At 71.7% G+C, this 18,219-nt stretch carries 16 protein-coding genes and 1 tRNA gene; 4 read left to right on the forward strand and 13 right to left on the reverse strand.

Annotated elements, in window-relative coordinates; translation table 11 throughout:
* Positions 1-69: 69 nt before the first annotated feature.
* Positions 70-543 carry an NfeD family protein gene (locus OXR63_RS00130; RefSeq protein ID WP_267419201.1) on the forward strand — a complete coding sequence of 158 codons (474 nt, stop codon included), beginning with the start codon at positions 70-72 and terminating at the stop codon, positions 541-543.
* A complete protein-coding gene (locus OXR63_RS00135; RefSeq protein ID WP_267419202.1) occupies positions 540-1,730 on the forward strand; it encodes an SPFH domain-containing protein in 1,191 nt (396 codons plus the stop codon). The genes OXR63_RS00130 and OXR63_RS00135 overlap by 4 nt, the downstream gene beginning before the upstream one ends.
* 79 nt (positions 1,731-1,809) lie before the next feature.
* Here OXR63_RS00135 and OXR63_RS00140 read toward each other — a convergent pair whose 3' ends face one another.
* The 9 genes from OXR63_RS00140 to OXR63_RS00180 form a co-directional block, all read right to left on the reverse strand.
* Positions 1,810-2,160, reverse strand: coding sequence for an RNA polymerase-binding protein RbpA (locus tag OXR63_RS00140; RefSeq protein WP_071275321.1), 351 nt, complete (start codon positions 2,158-2,160; stop codon positions 1,810-1,812).
* A gap of 105 nt (positions 2,161-2,265) precedes the next feature.
* Complete coding sequence (gene lnt, locus OXR63_RS00145) at positions 2,266-3,822, reverse strand: apolipoprotein N-acyltransferase (protein WP_267419209.1); 1,557 nt, start codon at positions 3,820-3,822, stop codon at positions 2,266-2,268.
* A gap of 101 nt (positions 3,823-3,923) precedes the next feature.
* A complete protein-coding gene (locus tag OXR63_RS00150) occupies positions 3,924-6,374 on the reverse strand; it encodes a DEAD/DEAH box helicase (RefSeq protein ID WP_267419211.1) in 2,451 nt (816 codons plus the stop codon).
* Positions 6,371-7,123, reverse strand: coding sequence for a twin-arginine translocase subunit TatC (gene tatC / locus OXR63_RS00155; RefSeq protein WP_267419413.1), 753 nt, complete (start codon positions 7,121-7,123; stop codon positions 6,371-6,373). Before tatC ends, OXR63_RS00150 begins: the two co-directional genes overlap by 4 nt.
* A 395-nt stretch (positions 7,124-7,518) precedes the next feature.
* Entirely contained in the window at positions 7,519-8,490 is a 972-nt protein-coding gene (locus tag OXR63_RS00160; RefSeq protein ID WP_267419212.1) for a helix-turn-helix transcriptional regulator, read from the reverse strand.
* Positions 8,483-9,505 carry a helix-turn-helix transcriptional regulator gene (locus OXR63_RS00165; RefSeq protein ID WP_267419213.1) on the reverse strand — a complete coding sequence of 341 codons (1,023 nt, stop codon included), beginning with the start codon at positions 9,503-9,505 and terminating at the stop codon, positions 8,483-8,485. Before OXR63_RS00165 ends, OXR63_RS00160 begins: the two co-directional genes overlap by 8 nt.
* Before the next feature lie 95 nt (positions 9,506-9,600).
* Positions 9,601-10,506: an FKBP-type peptidyl-prolyl cis-trans isomerase gene (locus tag OXR63_RS00170; RefSeq protein ID WP_267419214.1), complete on the reverse strand. Its 906-nt coding sequence runs from the start codon at positions 10,504-10,506 to the stop codon at positions 9,601-9,603.
* Positions 10,507-10,549: 43 nt separating this feature from the next.
* The gene (locus OXR63_RS00175) at positions 10,550-11,587 is read right to left on the reverse strand and encodes a tRNA (adenine-N1)-methyltransferase (RefSeq protein ID WP_267419415.1); all 1,038 of its coding nucleotides are present in this window, start codon (positions 11,585-11,587) and stop codon (positions 10,550-10,552) included.
* A gap of 26 nt (positions 11,588-11,613) precedes the next feature.
* Complete coding sequence (locus OXR63_RS00180) at positions 11,614-12,384, reverse strand: HAD family hydrolase (protein WP_267419215.1); 771 nt, start codon at positions 12,382-12,384, stop codon at positions 11,614-11,616.
* A 140-nt stretch (positions 12,385-12,524) separates the two neighbouring features.
* On the opposite strand from OXR63_RS00180, the gene OXR63_RS00185 reads away from it, so the two are divergent.
* Positions 12,525-13,457 (forward strand): proteasome assembly chaperone family protein, encoded by a 933-nt coding sequence (locus OXR63_RS00185; RefSeq protein WP_267419216.1) that lies wholly within the window; start codon positions 12,525-12,527, stop codon positions 13,455-13,457.
* A 239-nt stretch (positions 13,458-13,696) separates the two neighbouring features.
* On the opposite strand, the gene mshC is transcribed toward OXR63_RS00185, so the two are convergent.
* From mshC to OXR63_RS00200, 3 genes are all read right to left on the reverse strand, one after another.
* Positions 13,697-14,938 carry a cysteine--1-D-myo-inosityl 2-amino-2-deoxy-alpha-D-glucopyranoside ligase gene (mshC, locus tag OXR63_RS00190; protein WP_267419217.1) on the reverse strand — a complete coding sequence of 414 codons (1,242 nt, stop codon included), beginning with the start codon at positions 14,936-14,938 and terminating at the stop codon, positions 13,697-13,699.
* Complete coding sequence (locus OXR63_RS00195; protein WP_267419218.1) at positions 14,935-15,762, reverse strand: undecaprenyl-diphosphate phosphatase; 828 nt, start codon at positions 15,760-15,762, stop codon at positions 14,935-14,937. Before OXR63_RS00195 ends, mshC begins: the two co-directional genes overlap by 4 nt.
* A gap of 63 nt (positions 15,763-15,825) precedes the next feature.
* Complete coding sequence (locus OXR63_RS00200; RefSeq protein WP_267419219.1) at positions 15,826-17,151, reverse strand: M20/M25/M40 family metallo-hydrolase; 1,326 nt, start codon at positions 17,149-17,151, stop codon at positions 15,826-15,828.
* Positions 17,152-17,317: 166 nt separating this feature from the next.
* Between OXR63_RS00200 and OXR63_RS00205 the strand changes: the two genes are divergently transcribed.
* Positions 17,318-17,403, forward strand: a tRNA-Leu gene (locus tag OXR63_RS00205).
* 229 nt (positions 17,404-17,632) lie between these two features.
* Here the strand turns inward: OXR63_RS00205 and OXR63_RS00210 are convergent.
* The gene (locus tag OXR63_RS00210) at positions 17,633-18,217 is read right to left on the reverse strand and encodes a hypothetical protein (protein ID WP_267419221.1); all 585 of its coding nucleotides are present in this window, start codon (positions 18,215-18,217) and stop codon (positions 17,633-17,635) included.
* Between the last annotated feature and the right edge of the window lie 2 nt (positions 18,218-18,219).

Raw genomic sequence — 18,219 nt, forward strand, 5'->3', positions numbered from 1 at the left:
ATATGTTGAACGGAGTTGAACCGGCTCCGCGGCGTCGCGGGGCCGTCGCGGCACAGGGAGGGAGCTCGCGTGCACATCACCGAATGGGTCCAGACGATCATCTGGATCGCACTGGTCCTCGTGCTGGGGGTGGTCGAGGTCTTCACGCTCGACTTCATCTTCATCATGCTGGCCGCCGGAGCCGCCGGTGGGTTGATCGCCGCCCTGCTCGGCGCCCCGTGGTGGCTCTCCACGATCATCGCCGCGGTCCTCGCGCTCGTGCTGCTCTCGCTCGTGCGCCCCCGCGTCCTCGCCGCCCTCGGCCGCGGAGCAGACCCGCGCCGCACGGGGATGGAAGGCCTCGTCGGCATGCCCGGCACGGTCGCCGTCGCGTTCACCACCACAGCACCCGGTCAGGTCCGCCTGGCCAACGGCGAGACCTGGAGCGCGCGCATCGACGCAGCCGCTCCCGACCGCACCCCGCCGCTCGGCACCGGCGTCGTCGTCGAGTCCATCGAGGGCTCGACCGCCGTCGTCCGCATCCAACAGAAGGCAGCTCAATGACCCTCGCACCCGGGACGATCGTGCTCTTCGTACTGATCGCCGTCATCGTCATCTTCGTGATCGTCGTCCTCGCCAAGGCGATCCGGATCGTCCCCCAGGCGACGGCCGGCGTGGTCGAACGACTGGGCAAGTACCACAAGACCCTCACCCCCGGGCTGAACCTGCTGGTGCCGTTCATCGACCGGCTCCGGCCGCTGCTCGACATGCGCGAGCAGGTCGTGTCCTTCCCGCCGCAGCCCGTCATCACCGAGGACAACCTCGTCGTCTCCATCGACACGGTCGTCTACTTCCAGGTGACGGACGCCCGTGCGGCGACCTACGAGATCGCGAACTACCTCGGTGCCGTCGAGCAGCTCACGACCACCACGCTCCGCAACGTGGTCGGTGGCCTCAACCTGGAAGAGGCCCTGACCAGCCGCGACAACATCAACGGCCAGCTCCGCGTGGTCCTCGACGAAGCCACCGGCAAGTGGGGCATCCGCGTGGGCCGTGTCGAGCTCAAGGCGATCGAGCCGCCCGTGTCGATCGTCGACGCCATGGAGCAGCAGCTCCGTGCCGAGCGGAACCGTCGTGCCGCGATCCTGCAGGCCGAGGGCACCAAGCAGTCCCAGATCCTCGAGGCCGAGGGCGCCCGTCAGGCGGCGATCCTCCAGGCCGAGGGTGCTGCCAAGGCACAGGTGCTCCGTGCCGAGGGTGAAGCCCAGGCCATCGCGACCGTCTTCGACGCCATCCACGTCGGCGACCCGGACGAGAAGCTCCTGTCGTACCAGTACCTGCAGATGCTCCCGAAGATCGCCGAGGGCACCGCCAACAAGGTGTGGATGATCCCGAGCGAGTTCACCGAGGCCCTGTCCGGCATCGCGAAGGGCTTCACCGCACCGCGCATGGGCGATGCACCTGCGGGTGGGTCGACCGGTGGCTCGACGGCCGGCGGCGCTGGCGCAGCCGGCGGCAGCGACTTCCTCGCGAAGATCTCGCAGCTCGCCAACGAGAGCCTGGCGAACAGCGCAGCGGCCGACGGCACGAACACCTCGGCAGCGACGCGGGCGAACGCTCCGGCGTCGGACATCATCCCGGACTCCGTCCTCGACGAGCGTCTCGCCGAGTCGAACCGCAGCGTCGAGGAGAAGCTCGCAGCGGCGGCCGATGCCACCCGCGCACAGCTCCGGGACGACCAGCAGCAGTAGAGGACCAGCAGCAGTAACGGTCCATCAACGACGACGGCCCGCTCCCCGATGAGGGGAGCGGGCCGTCGTGCGTTGCAGGTCAGGCGCCGCGTCGGGCGCGGAGGAACTGCAGTCGTTCCTGCAGCAGTTCCTCGAGCTCTTCGCGGGACCGCCGCTCGAGCAGCATGTCCCAGTGCGTTCGCGGTGCCTTGACGTCCTCTGCCGCGACCTCGACGGGCACGCCGTCGTCGCCGAGCAGGCGTCCCTCGAAACCGCTGCGCGGGTCGGACCAGCTCTGCGGGACCTCGGCGTCGGCCGAGAACACCACGTCGAAGGTCTCGCCCGTCGCGGCCTGGTACACCGCACGCTTGCGATCCGAGAGCTCGACGCCCTCTTCGCTCTGGAGACTCTGACTCCCGAGCCGCATGCCGCGGAGACTCCGATCAGCCATGGTGGACTCCTCTCGTCGTTCCCCCGTTCCAACACTGTCCCACGCGCTTCCGTTCCGGGACCGGCGCATTCACAGTGGGTTCCCAGTGCCGCGACCGGGGACGCGTCAGACGGCGGCGCGACCTCGGCCGCGACGACGACCCCACGGCGCACAGGCGAGCAGCACGAGCAGCCCGCCGAGGGAGAGCACGAGGGTGATCGCTCCGGAGGCCACCGTCGCCGGGGTGGTCGAGGTGCCGAGGGGCACGTCGGTGATCATCGACGTGGCGGTGTACTCCGGCACGCGGTCGATCGTCCGGCCGGTGGGGTCGATCACCTGCGACGCCCCGACGGTCGAGATGTTCACGAGCGACCGCCCGCTCTCGATCGCGCGCATCCGGGCGATCTCGAGCTGCTGCAGGTTCTCGTCGGTCCCCGAGAAGTCGGCGTTGTTCGTCTGCGCGAGGATCACCTGCGCTCCCCGGCGCGCCATGTCGGCGGTCAGCCCGTCGTCGACGATGTCGAAGCAGATCGCGATGCCCGCCTTGACCCCGGCGACGGAGAGCACGTTCGGCTTCGTCCCCGGCGTGTAGTCGCGCTGCAGCAGCCCGATGAGCGACGGCGCCAGCTTCGAGAAGAACCACCGGTCGGGGACGTACTCGCCGAACGGCACCGGGCGCACCTTGTCGTACGACGACTGCCAGCCGTCCGCGGTCCAGACGAACGAGGTGTTGTGCAGGACCCCGGACGGCGTCTGTGTGATCGCCCCGGCGACGATCGGGGCCCCGACGCTGCGCACGACCTGGTCGAGGTCGGTCGCGATGACCGGCTGCGCGCGGGGGTCGTACTCGGCCGAGGCCTCGGGCCAGACCACCAGATCGACCCCGCGGGCATCGACGTCGGTGGCGGCGACCTGCGACCGGAGGACGTCACCCGGCTGTGCCCGGTCGAAGTACCCCGCCGGCCCGTTGCCCTGCACGGACTCGATGCGGATCGTGCCGTCGGTGGCGGTCGGCCAGGCGGGTACGGCGAGCACCGCGGCGACGAGCAGGCCCGCCGTCGCGACACGCATGCGGAGCCGGACGCCGGACACCAGTCCGAGCGAGACGACGACCGCCACGCAGTAGACGACCACGAACGACAGCCCGAGCACCCCGACGTAGGCGGCCAGGTGGGCGAACGGGCTGTCCGACTGCGACAGCCCGACGCGGCCCCAGGCGAACCCGCCGTAGGGCCAGCTCCCGGAGAACCACTCGCGTCCGGTCCAGATCGCGGCGACCACGGCCGGGAGGCCCCACACGCGTCCGGCGGTCGTCGTCACCACCCGGGCGACCCAGCGGTACGTGAGGGCGAGGGCCACGCTGCCGACGGCGAACATGGCCGCCTCGAACAGCGCCAGCGCCAGCCACGGGACCGGTCCGAGGTAGCGCCCGGCCCAGGAGATCGCCGGCACCCAGAACGCGACCCCGCCGAGGTACCCGATCCAGGCCGCACGGCGCCACCCCTGGCCCATCGCGGCGAGGAGCGTGCACGCCACCGCCGGGTAGGCCAGGAACCACCACCCGGGCGTCGGGAAGGCGAGCGCGAAGAGCACGCCGCCGATCACCGCGAGCGGCAGGGCGACCCGCACCGGCAGCGCGGTGAACGGCGAGGGCCGCGAGACGCCGCCGAAGTCGCCAGACACCGCCGGAACCGGCGGCGTCTCGGCAGGGCCGCGGCGTCTCGGTGGGACGCCACCGTCTCGCGGAGGCGCGACGGACTCGCGGACGGACACGGAGCCTCCCGTCAGACCGTCGCGTACGCGACGATGCCACGGCGCACCGCGTCGGTCGCGCGGCGGGCGGTGTCGGCGAGGTCGGGGTCTCCGGCGTTCTTGATCTGGTCGAGGAGGTCGATGACCTGCTTGGACCAGCGGACGAAGTCGCCGGCGGCCAGGTCGAGTGCGCGGAGGACGTCGTCGAGGGCCGAGCCCGAGGCCCAGCGGAACATGCCGAGCGCGATCGCCGGCGTCGGCGGCTGGGACCCGGACAGGCGGGCGTCCCGCTCCACGTCGTCGAGCCGGGCCCAGATGGTCAGGGTCTGGTCGAGCGCCGGCCGGAACGCCCCGCGCGGCAGGGCGTGCTCGGTGCCGGGCGCGTCCTCGCGGCGGGGCTGGTACACGATCGTCGCGGCCATGGCGGCGAGCTGGCCCGGCGTGAGCTCCTTCCAGACCCCGGCCTCGAGGCACTCGGCGACGAGCAGGTCGCGGTCACCGTAGATGCGCTGGAGTCGACGGCCACCGGCGGCGACCGTTGCCTCGCCAGAACCGTCGTTCGTCGGGACGAGGTAGCCGAGCTGGAGCAGCACGTCGGTGACGCGGTCGAAGGTCGTCGCGACGGCACCGGTGCGCGAGCGGATCTGCTGGACGAGCTTGTCGTTGACGCGCTTGAGCTTGTACCAGCGCTCGGCCCAGCGAGCGTGGGCCTCGCGGTCGGGGCAGGCGTGGCAGGGGTGCCGCTGCAGGGCGCGCCGGACCTCGGTGATCGAGGCCTGGCGTTCGGCGCGGGCGCCGTGTGAGGCTTCACGACCCCCGGGGACGTTCGAGCGCTCGAGGTCGGAGAGTTCACGCCGCAGTGCCGCATACTCGGTGAAGTCGCCGAGGTGGCACTGCATCGACTTCTGGTAGCCGTCGAGGGACTCCTGCTGCGACCGCACCTTGCGCGCGAGGTCGACGACCGAGCGGTCCGCCTGGAACTGCGCGAACGAGGTCTCGAGGACCTCTCTGGTGCGCTGCCTGCCGAACTGGTCGATGAGGTTCACGGCCATGTTGTACGTCGGCTTGAACGAGGAGTTCAGCGGGTACGTCCGACGGCTGGCGAGGGACGCGACCGCCTGCGGCTCGAGGCCGTCGGACCACTGGATGACCGAGTGGCCCTCGACGTCGATGCCCCGGCGTCCGGCGCGACCCGTCAGCTGGGTGTACTCCCCCGGCGTGATCGGGACACGGGCTTCGCCGTTGAACTTCTCGAGCTTCTCGAGGACGACGGTGCGCGCCGGCATGTTGACGCCGAGCGCCAGGGTCTCGGTCGCGAAGACGACCTTGAGCAGCTTGCGCTGGAAGAGGTCCTCGACGACCTCCTTGAACGCGGGAAGCATGCCGGCGTGGTGGGCGGCGACCCCGCGCTCGAGGCCTTCGAGCCACTCCCAGTACCCGAGCACGGCGAGGTCCTCGTCGAGGAGCGTGCGGCAGTGGTACTCCGCGGTCTCGCGGATCTCGTTGCGCTCCTGCGAGGTGGTCAGCGAGACGCCGGAGCGCAGGACCTGCCGGACGCCCTGGTCGCAGCCCGCCCGGCTGAACACGAAGAAGATCGCGGGCAGGAGCATGCGCTCGTCGAGCATCCGTGCGATGTGCTCGCGGTGCAGCTTCTCGGTGCGCGGCCCCCGGCGCTCCGGGTACCCGCCACGGCCACGTCGGCCGTGGTGCCCGCCGCCGCGGCCCTCGTTGCGGGCGGCGCCGCCGACCAGGCGGAGGAGCTCCGGGTTGACGCGGTTGGTCGCCGCGGCACCGGAGGAGTCGAAGAGGTCGACCATCTTGTTGCCCACGAGCACGTGCTGCTCGAGCGGCACGGGCCGGTCCTCGGACACGATGACGTCGGTCTCGCCGCGGACGGTCTGCAGCCAGTCGCCGAACTCCTCGGCGTTGGACACCGTCGCGGAGAGCGAGACGAGGCGGACCTCGGTCGGCAGGTGCAGGATGACCTCTTCCCACACCGCACCGCGGAACCGGTCGGCGAGGTAGTGCACCTCGTCGAGGACGACCCAGGCCAGGTCGTCGAGCAGGTCCGAGTCCGCGTAGATCATGTTGCGGAGGACCTCGGTCGTCATCACGACCACGCGCGCCCGCGGGTTCACGTTCGTGTCGCCGGTCAGCAGCCCGACCTCGGTCTCGCCGTAGACGTCGACGAGCTCCTGGTACTTCTGGTTGCTCAGCGCCTTCATCGGCGTCGTGTAGAACACCTTCGCCGTGGGCTGCCGCATTGCCAGCCAGATCGCGAACTCCGCCACGATCGTCTTGCCGGCGCCGGTCGGTGCCGCCACGAGCACGCTGCGGCCCTGGTCGAGCGAGTCGCACGCGGCGAACTGGAACGGGTCGAGGTCGAAGCGGAGGTCAGCGCGGAACAGCTCGAGGTTGCGCGACCGGTTGCGGATCCTGGCGGCCTGGAAGCGCTCGGCGGCACTCAGCCCGGTGTCGCTCACAGTCCGTACTCGGCGTCGAGCTTGGCCTGACGCTTGGCCAGGCGGCGGTCGTGGAACCACGTGACGACGCACGCCGCGACGTACAGGACGACCATCGGGACCGCGAGCAGGAACATCGAGATGACGTCGGCGCTCGGCGTGACGATGGCGCAGAAGACCAGGATGCAGAGGATCGCCACACGCCAGGACTTGATGATCGCCTTCGCCGAGAGCACCCCGACGAAGTTCAGCAGCACCAGGAACACCGGCAGGACGAACGCGATGCCGACCGCGACGATGAGCTTGATGACGAAGTCGTAGTAGGCCTTGGCGTCGACGATCGAGGTGTCCTGGCTGGACACGAAACTGCCGAGGATGCCGACGATGTGCGGCAGGACGTACCAGCCGAACCAGCAGCCGGCGAAGAACAGCGGGATCGCGGTGCCGAGGAAGCCCCAGACGTACTGCTTCTCACGACGCACGAGCGCCGGGACGATGAACGCCCAGATCTGGTAGAGCCACACCGGGCTGGCGATGACGACGCCGATGGTGATCGCGATCTGCAGGCGGAGGTCGAACGCGCCCGTGATCATCGGGAAGTTCAGCTCCGCCGTGTGCCCGCCGACCTTGGCGAGCTCGGACACGGGTGCCCGTAGTGAGTCGAGCACGAACGGCGTGAGGAACCAGCCACCCACCGCCCCGAGGAGCACTGCGACTACGGCCTTGAACAGCCGGTTGCGCAGCTCGATCAGGTGCTGCCCGAGGGACATGCGGCCTTCGGGTTCCCTGGACTGGCGACCCTGCCGCTTCTCTCGCCCGCGCGCGGTCGTCGAAGCCATGTCCCGATCCTACGGCAGCGGGACCGACAGTCGGCGGCGAGAGCCGCGAACGCACAGGTCGGTCACCACGGCGGACGGGAGGCTCGGTGCGGCACCGCCACGGGCCTCCCGTCCCGCGCGACTCGCCCACCTGGTGGCGCGAGCGGTCACGACACCCCGCTCACGGTCGCCGAGCGGTCGCCGGCCGTCGCTCCCGACGGCCCGGGCCGACAGGTCGTGACCACTCGCGCGCGACCGGCGGGGTGTTGTGACCGGTCAGGCAGCGGACCGGGCGGCGCAGGCGCCAGGCGCCAGGCGCCACGACCCACGAGCCAGGCGCCAGCGCCTCAGTCGGCGCTGAGCGCCGAGGCGGCGAAGTCGCGGACCGCGTCCCGCGCCGCGGGCGGGTCGATCACGACGGCCCGGCCCGGCAGGCCGGCGACGAGGCGGACGACGCCGTCGAACCCGGCGGAGGCCGCGAGCCGGATGCGCACGCGGCCGCCGTCGTCGGGCGCGTCGGCGGTGTCGGCGAGGAAGTCGGCCACGAGGGGCAACGACGAGGCGTCGAGCTCGAGCGTGACGATGACGTCGTTCGAGCTCTGCTGGAAGAGGGTGTCCGGGATCACGACGTCCTCGATGGAGCGCTCGGCGGGGCGGTCGTCCACGCGGGCGTTCGTCATCCGGTCGAGGCGGAAGGTCCGGAGCGCCTGGCGGTCGAGGTCCCACGCGCGGAGGTACCAGTCGGTGTCGATCGACTCGACCCGCAGGGCGTCGACGCGGCGGGTGCTGCCCTTGCTGCGGGGGCCGGCGTAGTCGAAGACCAGCCCGCGGCACTCGGACATCGCGCGGCGGATCGTCGTCAGGGTGGCGTCGTGGAGCTCCTGCCCGACGGCGACGTTCGCGGCCGCTCCCCCGGCACCACGGGACAACTTGGCCATGAGCGCACGGATCGCGTCGCGGTCGGCGGCCTCGGGCAGCGCGGAGAGGTACTGCAGCCCCGCGATGAGCGCGGAGGCTTCTCGGGCGGAGAGCCGCGGGGAGTCGTCGATCGCGACGAGGTTCGTCAGCACGATCATGTCGTTCTGCTCGAAGTCGTCCCAGGCGATGTCGAACAGGTCGCCGTGCTGGTACTGCATGGTCTCGCCGGGGATGCCGGACACCGCGATGAGCTCGACGGCGCGGCGGATCCGGGCCTCGGGCACACCGAAGTGCCTGGCGGCCTCGGCCACGGAGACGCGCTCGCGGTCGATGAGGTACGGCACGAGGGCGAGCAGGAACGCGAGCTTGTCCTGCGCCTGCAGCGGTTGGGTGTCAGCCACGGAGCGCTCCCTCGGCGTGGTCGGCGACGAGTGCGCGGAGCCGTGCGACCACGCGCTCGCGGACGTCGTCCGGTTCGAGCACGCGCAGCTCTGGCCCGAAGGCAGCGAGCTCCTCGGCCAGGATCTGCGGGTCGACGTAGTGGATGAGCAGGGCGCCGTCGGTCGTGGTGGTGGTGTCACGGCGGCGGGCGAGCCGGCGTTCAGCGTCCGAGCCGGGCTGCACGGCGACGGTGGCGGTGCGCTCGGACCAGAGCCGGTCGAGCTCGGTCAGGGCGCGTTCCCCGGCCCCGGCGGGTGCCGGGTGCTGGCCGGCCTGGAACGACGTGACCGGGCCGACGATCCGGGACAGCAGGTAGTTCTTCACGCCGTCGGTCGAGGGCTCGTAGCCGGTGAGCATCCACCGACCGCCGTGCTGCACGAGCGCCATCGGGTGGAGCTCGCGGCGGCGGGGCTCGTGCTCGCCCGGGGTGATGTAGTCGAAGCGGACGCCGGCGGCACGGTCGAGCGCGGCACGGAGCGGCTCGAAGGCGGCGTCGCGGGTGCGGAGGCGCGGGGCGTAGGCGTCGATGCCGAAGGGCTCCCCCGGGCCCTCGTCGTCCCCGGCCGAGCGGACCTTGAGCAGGCCGCGGCGGGAATCCGACGACAGCGCGCCTTCACGCCAGGCCATCGCGGCGAGGGAGAGCAGCGCGGACTCGTCCGGGGTGAAGCGGACATCGAGCGGCAGGTCGTACTCGCCCTTGGGGATCCGGTAGCGGAGCGTCTGGTTGTTGCCGGCGGCGCCCGGGGTCTCGATGGTCTCGAGCGGGATGCCGAGCTCGCGGACGTCGTCCTTGTCGCGCTCGAACTGACGCTCCAGCGAGGCGTTGTCACCGCCCGTGGTGAACCGCTGCCGGTAGCCCTGCACGTTCGCCAGGATCTCCGACTTGGTCAGCCCGGCTTCGGTCGAGAGCAGCGCGAGCACGAGGCTGAACAGGCGTTCTTCCGCCGGTACGCGGGGCACACGGGTGGCTGGCACGAGCCGATCCTACGGCAGCGCGAGGGTGCAGGAGTGCACCCTCGCGCGAGGTGGTGGACAGTCGGTCAGGGCCGTCCGCGGGGCCGTTCCGGTGATCAGGACGGCATGACCCCGAGCACGTCGATGACGTACGCGTAGGCGATGCCCTGCTGGTGCACGACGGCGAGCACCTGGTCCCCGACGCGGCTGCCGACGATGGCGTTCCGGACGCCCTCCTGCACCTGTCCCTTGGTGAGCGGGACGGTCTGCGCGCCGGTGCCGTCGGTCCAGCTCGAGCCGGCGACCGTGGAGTCCTCGCCCCACGTGACGGCCGTGTACTTGATCACCGCGGTGTCCTTCGCGGTGAGGACGGTGCCGGATCCCTTGCGGAGCAGGTGGGTCTCGTCGCTCTTCGGCGCCGTGGTCGAGGGCACCGTGATGCCGGGGGCACCGTCCGGCGCGAGCACGACCGCGGGCATGCCGTCCGCGGCGACCTGCGGGGTGCCGGTGGCGCGGGCGTCGTACGCGCGCTTGACGTCGATGACGGCGACGACGGCGTCCTCGGTCTTCTTCGTGGCCTTCGCGCCGCTCGCCAGCGCGCTCTGCGGCAGGGCCACGGCGAGGCGGTCCCCGACGTTCGCGCACTGCAGGGCGTCACCGAGGGCCCCGGCGTTCGACGAGCCCGCGGTGATCGGGGCCGTCTTGCCGTTGTACCCGCTGGTCTGCGCGACCTTGCCGGTGGTGCCGTCGACGAGCGTGTACTCGATGAGCACGGGGGTGCCGTCGTCGATGCGGCGGCCCTCGCCCTGCTTGAGGACCGAGACCTGCGTGCCCTTGGTCGTGAGGCCTGTCGGGATGTTCACCTTCGGCTCGGCGCCGAAGCGGCCGGAGGCACTGACGGCCTCGGATGCGGACCCGGGGGCGTCACAGCTCGACGGGGACGACCCTGCGCCGCTCGACGCGCACGCGGTCAGCGACGCGGCCAGTCCGATGGTGACCAGGAGTGCGGGGATGGTGCGCACGGACCCTCTTTCCGTTCGATGCAGGACGAGCGACAGCGGAAGCCTACCGGTCGCCACCATCGGTCTCGGCCGTGCTGCCCGCCTCGGCCGCCGCGACCTTGCGGGCCTGCGCGGCCGCCTGCCGTGCGACCTTGCGGAGCTTCTTGTCGCTCGCGGTCCGGTCCCCGACGGCCCCGGGGGTCCAGGCCTCGACGTCCTCGTCGGAGAACTCGGCCTTGCTCGCTCGGCGCTTCAGGTTCGGGAGCACGACGCCGTCGGCCAGGCGACGCGCCGTCACGAGGAACCCGGTGTGCCCCACCATGCGGTGGTCCGGTCGGACGGCGAGGCCCTCCACGTGCCAGGTGCGGACCAGGGTCTCGCTCGACTGCGGGTCCGTGAAGCGCCCGGTGTCGCGGAGCGCCTCGGCCGTGCGGGACAGCTGGGTGACCGTCGCGACGTAGCAGACGATGAGGCCGCCGGGCACGAGGGCGTCCGCGGCGGCGTCCACGCACTCCCACGGCGCGAGCATGTCGAGGACGACGCGGTCGACGCTCTGCTCCTCGACGGCACCGGGGAGCTCCTCGACGAGGTCGCCCACCGTCACGCTCCAGTTGTCCGGCACGGCGCCGAGGAAGGTGCCGACGTTGCCGCGGGCGATCTCGGCGAACTCGTCGCGACGCTCGAACGACTGCAGACGACCGGTCGGACCGATCGCGCGGAGCAGCCAGAGCGAGAGGGCGCCGGAGCCGACGCCGGCCTCCACCACGCGGGCACCGGGGAAGACGTCCGCGAAGGCGACGATCTGGGCCGCGTCCTTCGGGTAGACGATCGCGGCACCGCGCGGCATCGACATCACGTAGTCGTTGAGCAGGGGGCGGAGAGCCAGGTACTCGTCGCCGGAGCTCGCGGTGATGACGGACCCGTCTGGCTGCCCGATGACGTCGTCGTGCGCGAGCATGCCGCGGTGCGTGTGGTAGATCACGCCGGGCTCGAGGGACAGCGTCGTGAGCTTGCCCTTCGGCCCGGTCAGCTGCACGCGGTCCCCGGCCCGGAACGGGCCGCGCGGCGGGGTGTGCGGCGCACCGCCGGCCGTGTGCGGCAGGCCGGTCGTGTCGGGGAGCTCGGCGTTCACGAGGTGACCCCCTCGGTGCCGGTGGCGGACCCGTCGACCGCACCAGGGCCTCCAGGCCGAGACGACACGGACGAGCCACCGCGCGCAGCCAGCGCCGGCGACGTCAGCTCGACCAGGCGGTCGACGTCGATGCCGGCCAGCGACGTCAGGTAGACGTCCCCGGCGGTCTCGGGGAGCGGGACGATGTGCTCGACCGCGATCGTGACGGCGCCGGACGCGACGGCGGCGGCGACACCGGTGGCGGAGTCCTCGATCGCGACGCAGGCCGTGGCGTCCACACCGAGTTCGGCGGCGGCGCGGAGGTAGGCCTCGGGGTGCGGCTTCGGGTGCTCGACGTCGTCACCGGCGACGACGACCCGGAAGGCGTGGTCGGCGAGGGCGTCGGCGGCCACGAGGGCCATCGTGCGGCGGGACATCGTGACCAGGGCGGTGGGGATGCCGCGGGTGTGCAGCTCCTCGACGAGCTCACGTGCACCGGGGCGCCACGGCAGGTCGTCGCCCTGCAGGCGCTCCATCACGTAGGAGGTCATCCACTGGACGATCTCCTCGACCTCCATGTCGACGCCACGGTCGCGGAGGATCTCGCCCGAGCGCTCGAGCCCGCTGCCGACGAGGGACAGGCCGTCCTCGTGCGTCCAGGTGGCGCCGTAGCGGCCGGTCAGCTCCACTTGGGACTGCTGCCAGATCGGCTCGGTGTCGATGATCGTGCCGTCCATGTCCCACAGCACGGCTGCGGGCTGGACGAGGGCGGGGGGATGCGCAGTCACGGGCGTCGAGTCTACCGGCGGCCGGCGCGGGGCCGACCCGCCCGAGGGGCCTACAGTGGATGCCTGATCGTGTCCGGTCGTCCGGCGCGCCGTGCGCGCGCTGGTGACCCGCTCCACTCCACCTCCAGGAGGTCCGCTCCGTGCCACAGCACTCCACATTCAACGACGGCCGGCTGCTGGTCGTCGCCTTCGAGGGCTGGAACGACGCTGGTGAGGCCGCCAGTGGTCTCGCTCGCCGCATCGTCGACGCGCTCGGGCTCGACGAACTCCGGGAGATCGACGGCGAGCGGTACGTCGACTACCAGTTCAACCGCCCGAACGTCGGCACCGACGACAACGGCGTGCGCGGGATCGAGTGGCCGCGCATCGTGCTGCACGGTCCGGGTGAGCTCGGCCGTCCGGTCATCGGCGCCGCCGGCTCCCCCGCGGCCCGCGACGTCTTCGTGCTCGTCGGCCCGGAGCCCTCGCGGACGTGGCGTGCCTTCTGCGCCGAGGTCATCGACCTCGCCGACGTGTACTCGATCGACGCCGTCGTCTTCGTCGGTGCGATGCTCGCCGACGTCCCGCACACCCGCCCGATCTCGGTCTTCGTGTCGAGCGAGAACGCCGAGGTCCGCCAGGCCTTCGACGTGGACAAGTCGTCGTACGAGGGCCCGACCGGCATCCTCGGCGTGCTGTCCGACACGATGGACAAGGCCGGGCTGACCACGCTGTCGCTCTGGGCCTCGGTGCCGCACTACGTGCACAACGCGCCGTCGCCGAAGGCCACGCTGTCGCTGCTCGACAAGATGGAGGAGCTCACGGACGTCACCGTCCCGCGCGGCACCCTCCTCGACGACGCCTCCGAGTGGGAGGAGGGCATCGACGCCCTGGCCGCCGACGACGAGGACATGGCGTCCTACATCGGGCAGCTCGAGCAGGCCCGCGACACCGTCGACTCCCCCGAGGCCTCCGGGGACGCCATCGCGCAGGAGTTCGAGCAGTACCTCCGCCGTCGGGAGCGCAAGGACGGCAAGGACGGGGGCGGCTCCGCGGGCGAGGGCCCCTGGCGGCCGCCGCAGCCGCCGCAGTAGCGGGCCGTCCCGTGCGTCGCGGGTCGTGCCGCGCGTAGCGAGTCGTCCCGCGCGTAGCGAGTCGATTCGCGCTTAGCAGGTCGTTCCTTCCGACCCGCAACGCGCGTTCCGACCTGCCATCGCAGGTGTCAGGGGTCGGAACGCACGCCCATGACGGACGGGAGGCTCGGTGCCAGCTGGCACCGAGCCTCCCGTCCGTCATGTGGCCAGCCCGTCTCCCGGGCGAGCGAGCAGACGCGTCAGCCGATGCGGATGCCGAGGAGCGCGTCGACGACGTCGATGAGCGCCGGCGTGGAGCGCGTGCCGCCCGCGACCGCGGTGTCGACTGCGGCCACGGCGCCCGGCGTGTCGAGGTCGTCCGCCACGCGGGCACGGAGTCGGGCCACGACGTCGTCGGCGTCGTCGGCGTGTCCCGCGCCGCCGGAGGCCCAGGCGTCCCAGGTCGCGAGTCGACGGGTCGCACTCGCGAGCTCGCCGTCGAACCATTCCCAGTCGTCCGAGTACCGGTGCGAGAGCAGTGCCAGGCGGATGGCCCGCGGGTCGGCGCCGTCGTCCAGCAGACCCCGCACGGTGACGAGGTTGCCGAGCGACTTCGAGATCTTCTCGCCCTGGTAGGCGATCATCCCCGTGTGCACGTAGGCGTTCGCGAGCGGCTGGTGCGCCAGGGCCGCAGCGTGTCCCGCGCTCATCTCGTGGTGCGGGAAGACGAGGTCGCTGCCGCCGCCCTGCACGGTGATCGGCAGGCCGAGGCGGTCGCCGGCGATGACACTGCACTCGATGTGCCAGCCGGGACGACCCGGGCCGACCTCCGTCTCCCAGCTCGGCTCCCCCGCTCGGGCGGCGCGCCAGAGCAGCGGGTCGAGCGGGTCGCGCTTGCCCGGGCGATCGGGGTCGCCGCCGCGCTCGGCCGACAGCGTCAGCATGGTCTCGCGGTCCAGGCGGCTCTCGTCGCCGAGGGCCCAGGACTCGGTCGGGCGGTTGACGTCGAAGTAGAGGTCGTCCCCCTCGGAGTCGGGGGTGGGCACGCTGTAGGCGTAGCCGGTCTCCTGCAGGAACGCGATCGCCTCCGCGATGCGCTCGACCTCGTCCGTGACGGCGACGTAGTCGTCCGGCGGCAGGATGCGCAGGGCCTCCATGTCGCGGCGGAACAGGTCGATCTGCGACGCGGCGAGGTCCTGCCAGTCGACGCCGTCCCGCGCGGCGCGTTCGAGCAGCGGGTCGTCGACGTCCGTGGTGTTCTGCGCGTACTCGACGTCGAAGCCGGCGTCACGCCAGGCCCGCCCGAGCGTGTCGAACGCCAGGTAGGTAGCCGCGTGGCCGAGGTGGGTGGCGTCGTACGGGGTGATGCCGCACACGTACAGCGCGGCGCGGTCGTCCCCGCGCGTCGGGTCGACGGGCCGACCGACGGCCGTGTCGTGCACGACGGGGCGAGGGCCGTTGCCGGGGACCTCGGGGACGGACGGGGCCTGCCAGGCCCTCACGGGTTGATCACTCCGAGCGACAGCAGCACGATGAGCACGATACCCAGTGCGATCCGGTAGTACACGAAGGGCATGAAGCTCCGCCGGCTGATGTAGCGCATGAACGCGGCGATCACGATGTACCCCACCCCGAAGGCGACGACGGTCGCGATCAGCGTGTCGGCCAGCCCGAACGGTGCGCCCGTGTCGCTCAGGCTGGTGGCGGCCTCGAACAGCCCGGACAGGAACACCGCGGGCACGGCGAGGAGGAACGCGAACCGGGCGGCGGCTTCGCGGGTGTAGCCGAGCGCCAGGCCCATCGACACGGTCGCGCCGGAGCGGGAGACACCCGGGACGAGGGCGAGCACCTGCGCCAGACCGACCAGGATCCCGCCGCCGTACGTCATCTGCTCGATGCGGCGCTCCTTGCGGCCGACGCGGTCGAGCACGCCCAGCACGACGCCGAAGACGATGAGCACGACGGCCACGATCCAGAGCGACCGGAACGTGGTCTCGATCGTGTCCTGCAGCAGCAGCCCGACGACCCCGATCGGGATGGTGCCGAGGATGACCAGCCAGCCGAGCCGGACGTCGGGGTCGGTGCGCGGCACCCGGCCGGAGAGCGACCCGAACCAGCGGGCGACGATCCGCCTGATGTCCCGCCAGAAGTAGATGAGCACCGCGGTCTCGGTGCCGAGCTGGGTCACGGCGGTGAACGCGGCGCCCGGGTCCTTGGCGTCCGGCAGGAAGAGCCCGACGATGCGCAGGTGTGCGCTGGAGGAAACGGGCAGGAACTCGGTCAGTCCCTGCACGAAGCCGAGGAAGATCGCCTCGAGGATGTGCACTGGCGCGGCCTTTCGGAGTGGGTCGTCGTCGGGCGTCGCCGGGTCAGGCGACCGTCCAGTGTCTCAGTACGAGCCGAGCAGGTCGCCGAGCACGCGCCGTCCGAACGCCAGCGACTCGAGCGGCACCCGCTCGTCGACCCCGTGGAACATCGCGGGGAAGTCGATGCCCGCTGGCAGCTGCAGCGGCACGAAGCCGTAGCCGGCGATGCCGAGGGTCGAGAGGGCCTTGTTGTCCGTGCCGCCGGAGAGCAGGTACGGCAGCACGGGGGCGCCCGGGTCGTGACGGCCGAGGACGTCCCGCACGGCGTCGACGAGCGGCCCGCCGAAGTCCTGCTCCATGCCGATGTCCCGGTGCGACATGACCACCTCGACGTCGTCCCCGGCGAGTTCCCGCACGCGGGCGAGCACGGTGTCCTCGTCCCCGGGCAGGCAGCGGACGTCGATGAGCGCCTCGGCGGCGTCGGGGATCACGTTGTGCTTGTAGCCGGCCCGGAGCACGGTCGGGTTCGTCGTGGTGTGCAGCGCCGCGTGGATGAAGCGGGAGGCGGACCCGGTCGCGAGGGCGATCTCGTCCGGACCGGTCACCGTGGGGTCGACCCCGAGGAACCGTGCGATCTCGGTGACCATCGACTCGGTCGTCGCGGAGAGCCGGACTGGCCACTCCTCGCTCCCGATGCGGGCGACCGCGGCGGCGACCTTCGTGACGGCGTTGTCGCGGATGACGTGGGAGCCGTGGGCGGCCGTCCCGCGGGCGACGAGCTTGATCCACATGAGGGCCTTCTCGCCGGTCTGCAGCAGGTACGCACGCCGGTCGTCGAGGGTGACGGAGTAGCCGCCGACCTCGCTGATCGCGGCCGTCGCCCCGGCGAAGACCTCGGGGTGGTTCGACACCACGTGGTGGGCGCCGAGCACCCCGCCGGCTTCCTCGTCCGCGAAGTACGCGATCACGAGGTCCCGCTCGGGTGCGCCGTGCTCGGCGATGACGTCACCGAGGGCGGTCAGCATCATCGCGTCCATGTTCTTCATGTCCACCGCACCACGGCCCCAGAGCATGCCGTCCTTGACCACGCCGCCGAACGGGTCGACGCTCCAGTTGGCAGGGTCAGCGGGGACGACGTCGAGGTGCCCGTGCACGACGAGGGCCGGCTTCTCCGGGTTGCGCCCGGGGAAGCGCGCGACGACGCTGACCCGGTCGGGTTCGGACTCGAACAGCTGCGGCGTCGCGCCGAGGTCACGGAGCGCTGCCTCGACGTAGTGGGCGGCCTCGGTCTCGCCGGTCGAGCGGCCTTCGCCCCAGTTGGTCGTGTCGATCCGGATGAGGTCGCGGGCGATCCGCGCGGTGGCTTCGAGCTCCGGGTCGGTCGTGGTGCCCTGCGCGTCCGTCGTCATGCCACCACGCTACCGGCCAGGTCCGACGGCACCGGCAGCGCACCCCTCGTCAACGCGCCCGGGATGTCCGGCCGTGTTCAACCGGCGTTCAGACCCGTGCTAATGTCTTCTCCGGCAGCAACGCCGGGGAAACCCGCGGAGCGGCCGCACAACTGAAGAACATCCTGTCCGGATGGCGGAATTGGTAGACGCGCTAGCTTGAGGTGCTAGTGCCCGTATTAGGGCGTGGGGGTTCAAGTCCCCCTTCGGACACGCAGTGTTGAGACACGCGGCGAACGGCCCACCTTCGGGTGGGCCGTTCGTTTTCGTGTGCCCGGATGCAGCTGGCCCGACCCGGAACGACACAGGGGCCGCGCGTGCCCGACCCGGAACGACACAGGCGCCGCGCTGGCCCGACTCGGAACGACACCATCGCTGTCGTACGACCTCGACGATGTCGTCCCGAGTCGGAAGCCCGCGGCAGGGCCCCGGGAACCACCCCCTACCGCCGCCGCAGCACCCGCCGCACGACGAGCAGCACCACGCCACCGGCCACGACCGCGGGCCAGTTCACGACGAACGGGTCCATCCACGTGTGGTGCGTGTCGGGCCGCGTGCTCCCGAGTCGTGACGCGATCGGCCGCTTCCCCCGCTCGGCACCGACGCCGGTCTCCCCGATCAGGTCGTCCGGCCGCCCGCGCAGCGCATCGGTCACGCGGTGCGTGGCGACGTCGATCCGGTCACCCACGACGAGCAGCATCCAGTGCGCCAGGCGTCCCTCGCTGAACCGCCGGTAGGCGTACCGCCGCACGGCCCCGGCGAGCCCGCGGAGCGGCTGGGCCGTCCCGAACACGGGCGTCAGGTGCGCGTGCTCGATCGACCGTTCCCGTCCTGTCCCGCCCGGCTGCTGCTCCGGCTTGTCCCAGTGGGCACCGGTGGCGGAACCGACCTTCCGCGACAGCTTCGGCACGCTCGGCCGGTCGGCGGGGTCGAGGTCGCTCCCCCACCCGGGGATCCGCGCCCGGAGCTCGTCCGCGCTCGGTGCGTTGCGCTTGCCGTCGGCGATGTACGCGATGTGGTCCGTCATCT

Origin of the sequence: Curtobacterium sp. GC_Cur_3 (genome assembly GCF_026544205.1) — a bacterium.
GTDB lineage: Bacteria > Actinomycetota > Actinomycetes > Actinomycetales > Microbacteriaceae > Curtobacterium.

What these genes read in the sequence shown, in the direction of transcription:
- OXR63_RS00200 (WP_267419219.1), bottom strand. Translation starts at nt 17,151, where the DNA reads ATGACGACGGACGCGCAGGGCACCACGACCGACCCGGAGCTCGAAGCC.
- OXR63_RS00210 (WP_267419221.1), bottom strand. Translation starts at nt 18,217, where the DNA reads ATGACGGACCACATCGCGTACATCGCCGACGGCAAGCGCAACGCACCG.
- OXR63_RS00140 (WP_071275321.1), bottom strand. Translation starts at nt 2,160, where the DNA reads ATGGCTGATCGGAGTCTCCGCGGCATGCGGCTCGGGAGTCAGAGTCTC.
- OXR63_RS00135 (WP_267419202.1), top strand. Translation starts at nt 540, where the DNA reads ATGACCCTCGCACCCGGGACGATCGTGCTCTTCGTACTGATCGCCGTC.
- tatC (WP_267419413.1), bottom strand. Translation starts at nt 7,123, where the DNA reads ATGTCCCTCGGGCAGCACCTGATCGAGCTGCGCAACCGGCTGTTCAAG.